We start from the raw sequence: 4,135 nt of genomic DNA, 5'->3' as shown, positions 1-4,135 counted from the left end.
CTTCAGGACGGCAGTCCGAACCCCGTCAAAGCCACCATCCGTGTCATTGGAACCTGGAATTAAAGGAGATATCCATGAGCATCCCTAAAGTGACTGTGATCATCGAAGACAACGCCTGTGGAGGCACCACCGTGAATGGACCATACGCAACCCAAGACCAACTGGCTGACCTTGCGGCCACCGTGCAGGAGCACGGTCAGGCCATTACACAGCTGCAGGAATCCGGTGGTGGTGGAACGGGTCCACAGGGACCTGCTGGACCTCAGGGACCCGCTGGAGAGGATGGCAAGTCTGCCTATGAAATCGCAGTGCAGAACGGTTTCAGTGGCACCGAAGAGGATTTTCTGGCCTCTCTGGTCGGACCTCAAGGACCACAGGGACCACAGGGACCACAGGGACCGCAGGGTCCTGCAGGCTCTGGAGAGGGTGGTGAGGATCTGGCCGCTCGAAATGCCGCCAACACGTGGGGCGGATGGAGGATGCCCAATGGCTATTACGCCCCCTCCAGCAACCATCCAGTCGTGGCCTCCATCTCGAAAAACCCCTCAAACCCCGTGCTCATTCGTGGGGCTGCAGGCAGTTTTGATGCAGGCTCACTCAGAGATGCTTTCGTGTTTCGTGCCAGAGCAACCCTATGGATGTTTTACACTGCAGCCAGCACCGATGTGACCCCCTACAACCCCACCATTGGACTTGCCAAGAGCACAGACCAGGGATTGACCTGGACCAAATTGGGTCAGGTCATCGTGCCTTCCGCTATCCCTGGACAGTGGAACTCTGGAGCTGTGTTTTCGCCCTGTGCCCTGTATGACGATGTGACCGACGAGCTGCACGTGTATGTGTCAGCCACGGTCCAGCCCAGCCAGTGGTACACGGGACCCATCGTGATTGGCTATCTCCGCTGTGCTCCAGGGGCGAACTGGGCAAACCCTGCCAGTTACGTGTGGCACCCTGACCCGGTGCTGGAGCCCTCTGGTTTGGCATGGGAAGGCAACCAGGGCAATTACAGCCCAGATGTCAGGGTCATCGACAATCAACTGGTGATGTACTGGATGACGAATTTCAACTCAGGGGACAGTGGCCCAGTCACACCCTACATGGGCGTGGCAACTGCCCCTATGGGGTCTTGGACTGGACCCTGGACCAAAGACCCGGATTACCTGCTCGGAAACCTGCCAGGTCTGAAAGTGGAGGAAGCGGCAACCCTTCAGATGCCGAACGGACATCTCATCCAGGTTCTGGACGCTGCAGGGATGCACCCGCAACCCGACTACTGGTACACCACAGACCCCACCGGGCTCTCAGGCTGGACCTATGGCGGCACCCTGTTCAGCGACCTGGAGGCATGGGAGGCTGCAGCCGTGGGCTCCAGCAGCCTGTGCTGGCTGGATGATGGCAGGGCGCTTCTGGTCTACAATGGCAAGGCCAGTGGCAGCAGTACAGATGCCAGAGAGATTGGGGTCAGGTGGCTGACCTTCCAGGGCACTCTTGCTGACCGGCTTAACCAGTCGGCTCCCACCAGTGGAGTGATTGGCAGTGTGATTTTCAATGGCACAGCTCCAGGCTCAGCGTCCTGTACCGGGGTTGTACAGAGCGTTACGGCCATTGATGCTGGAGGCGGCAACACGCAATTCCGGGTGAATTTCAACCAGCCTGTGGCACGGTACACCATGTCCATCATTGGGTCGGACGATCAGGTCACTGCCACCATCGCGTACATCAGCAGCAGTGGTCTTTCTACCCCCAATGTGGATGCCAACGGTTTCCAGTTCTACTGTGCGTCGTCTGGAGGGCAGCCCCGCGTTCCACGGTTCGTGGCTGTCACTGTGTTCGGGTAAATGACTAATAACTTGATGCACCTGTTCCCTATAGGTGCATCAAGTTATCTTGCGAATTGCATCAAAATAATTTTCCAAGATTTTGAAATCACTGAAGATAAATTTTGAAAAATAAAAATTGGCGCGACACCAGCACCAGGTCTTTCAACCTTGCCCGAACCTCTGGAATCAAAAGCTTTCCCACCGTTTCAGCTTCTTCACGGTAAGGGGTGTCCGAGAGAATGAACGTTGAGATCCCGAGTCTGGCGTATTTTGCGAGTGCATCTGCCACTTCTGCTGCAGAGCCCACCAGCCATGTGGTTGCGGCCCCACCCCCACCCGCTGCAGCAGGACGGGTCCACAGGCAGGAATCTAGGACTTCTCCCTGTTCTTTGAGGACAAGCAGGCGTTGCTGTCCAACCGCTGCACCTGTGTGCCAGTTGCTCAGCCAGTCTTTGCCATTGGCGGCAAAACGGGCCACTTTTTCCTCTGCATCCCTCCAGGCTTGCTCTGAGGTTTCCCGGACCACCGTGGTGATGCGGAGTCCATATTCCAGTGGGGCAGACCGTTCGTGCTGTTTTTCCAGTTCACGCAGCCTTGCAAGGCGTTCCTCGATGCCTGCCAGAGGTTCACCCCAGAACAGTTGCACATCGGCATGGGCGGCTGCGGTGCGTTCTGCTGCATCGGATGCCCCTCCGAAGTAAAGCTTTGGATGCAACCTCTTGCCTTTGACCACAGGTCTGGGCTGAACGGTAGCGTTCTGAACCTGATAGTGCTCCCCTGTGAAGGTCACATCTTCTTCTGTCCAGAGGCGCCTTACCAGTTGCATGAATTCAGCGGTGCGTCTGTAACGGGTGGGCTGATTCACTTCGGTGTCCCCATAGGAAAGCGGCCTGTCCTGACCAGTCACAATGTTGATGCGCAGGCGACCCCCACTCAGGGAGTCCAGGGTGGAGGCTGCAACAGCAAATTGTGCAGGGTTCCAGTACCCAGGCCTTGCAGCAATGAGGGGTTCAAAGGTGGTGGTACGGGCAGCCAGTGCAGCGGCTGTGATCAGGGTGTCGGGTCGTCCCCAGCCGGTGCCAATCAGGGCACCGGTCCAGCCAGATCTTTCACAACGCAGGGCGAGGTCGGTGGAATAGTCCAGGCTGCCCCAGCCCTCAACGGTGGTGTCGCCCCTGTGGCCGGGCTTGAGGTCATTTGGAAGATACCAGAGAAATTCGGGGTTCATGTTCAAAGGCCTTTCAGTAAAACCTTGTGACCCGTTCCAGGCTGTGCCTGTGGTGGGGTCTACCAAGTTCAGCAGCACGCCCGATGGGCAGCAGGGCAGTGATGATCACATGGTCAGGCAGACCCAGAAGCTGTTTCACCTTGGTCTGATCGAAGCCCATCATGGGCACGGTGTCATAACCCAGACCTCTGGCCGCCACCATCAGGATGCCCAGCACAATGTTGGCCTGGGTGTCGCCCCATCTGGCCCGCTCCTGCACACTCAGTTTCGACAGGGACTTTTCGATGCTCTGCACCTGTCGCACTTTGCCTTCTTCTCCAAAGTGTGGGTGTGAGGTTTCCACAGCGGTTTTCAGGGTGTCTTCTGCATCGCTGTAGACCACGATGGTGTAAGGGGCAGAGGTGATCTGCGATTGGTTGTAGGAAACGGCTTTCAGTTGCTCTTTCAGCTCGGGGTTTTCCACCACAGCGAATCTCCAGGGCTGTGCATTGAAGGCACTGGGGGCCAGGGTTGCCAGTCGCAGAATTTCCAGCAAATGGCTTCTTGGCATGTCGGGATGGTACTGGCGAATGCTGCGGCGGGTTTCAATGGCGCTCTGAACGGTCAGGCTCTGGGGAATGGGATCAAGGACAGGCATGGATGCTCCTTTGGAAATAATTTACAAAATAAATCAATAATTCATGTTGATGGGATTGTCAATCGCTGGAACGATGAATTTCTAGATGCAATGTCTCAAAGTTGTCTAAGTTTCAACCCCAAAAATTTCTTGTCCTGAGTTCAATTTTTTGATGAAAAGAGGTTGAAAATTCGCAATAAAACGCAATTTTTCCTTATTGCCTCTTTTGACCTCCCGGCAAACCTGTAAATTTTATTGTTGACAAAATATGTAATCTATTCTAATCTCCTGACAACACCGCCACACAGACCCAGTGTCCTGTGAAAGGAACCCACATGACTCACACTCAAGTTCCCGATATTTTCTGGTTCATTCCCACCAGTGGAGATGGCCGCCACCTGGGCAGCAGCAACCAGAAACGCACCAACGACTTTCATTACCTCAAAAGTGTCGCCCTCGCCGCAGACACCC

The 4,135-nt window shown here is 55.6% G+C and carries 3 protein-coding genes; 1 reads left to right on the top strand and 2 read right to left on the bottom strand.

Features of this window, described 5'->3' with window-relative positions:
- Nucleotides 1–74 precede the first annotated feature (74 nt).
- On the top strand, nucleotides 75–1,838 hold the full coding sequence (locus DC3_RS30085) for a glycoside hydrolase family protein (RefSeq protein WP_146892197.1): 1,764 nt from the start codon (nucleotides 75–77) through the stop codon (nucleotides 1,836–1,838).
- An 88-nt stretch (nucleotides 1,839–1,926) separates the two neighbouring features.
- Here the strand turns inward: DC3_RS30085 and DC3_RS28615 are convergent, their stop codons facing one another.
- Nucleotides 1,927–3,048: an LLM class flavin-dependent oxidoreductase gene (locus tag DC3_RS28615; RefSeq protein WP_146892195.1), complete on the bottom strand. Its 1,122-nt coding sequence runs from the start codon at nucleotides 3,046–3,048 to the stop codon at nucleotides 1,927–1,929.
- 13 nt (nucleotides 3,049–3,061) lie between these two features.
- Entirely contained in the window at nucleotides 3,062–3,685 is a 624-nt protein-coding gene (locus DC3_RS28610) for a nitroreductase family protein (protein ID WP_146892192.1), read from the bottom strand.
- Nucleotides 3,686–4,135: the final 450 nt, after the last annotated feature.

Source organism: Deinococcus cellulosilyticus NBRC 106333 = KACC 11606 (assembly GCF_007990775.1).
GTDB classification, from domain to species: Bacteria; Deinococcota; Deinococci; order Deinococcales; family Deinococcaceae; genus Deinococcus_C; species Deinococcus_C cellulosilyticus.
This window is presented reverse-complemented; position numbering and strand designations above follow the sequence as displayed.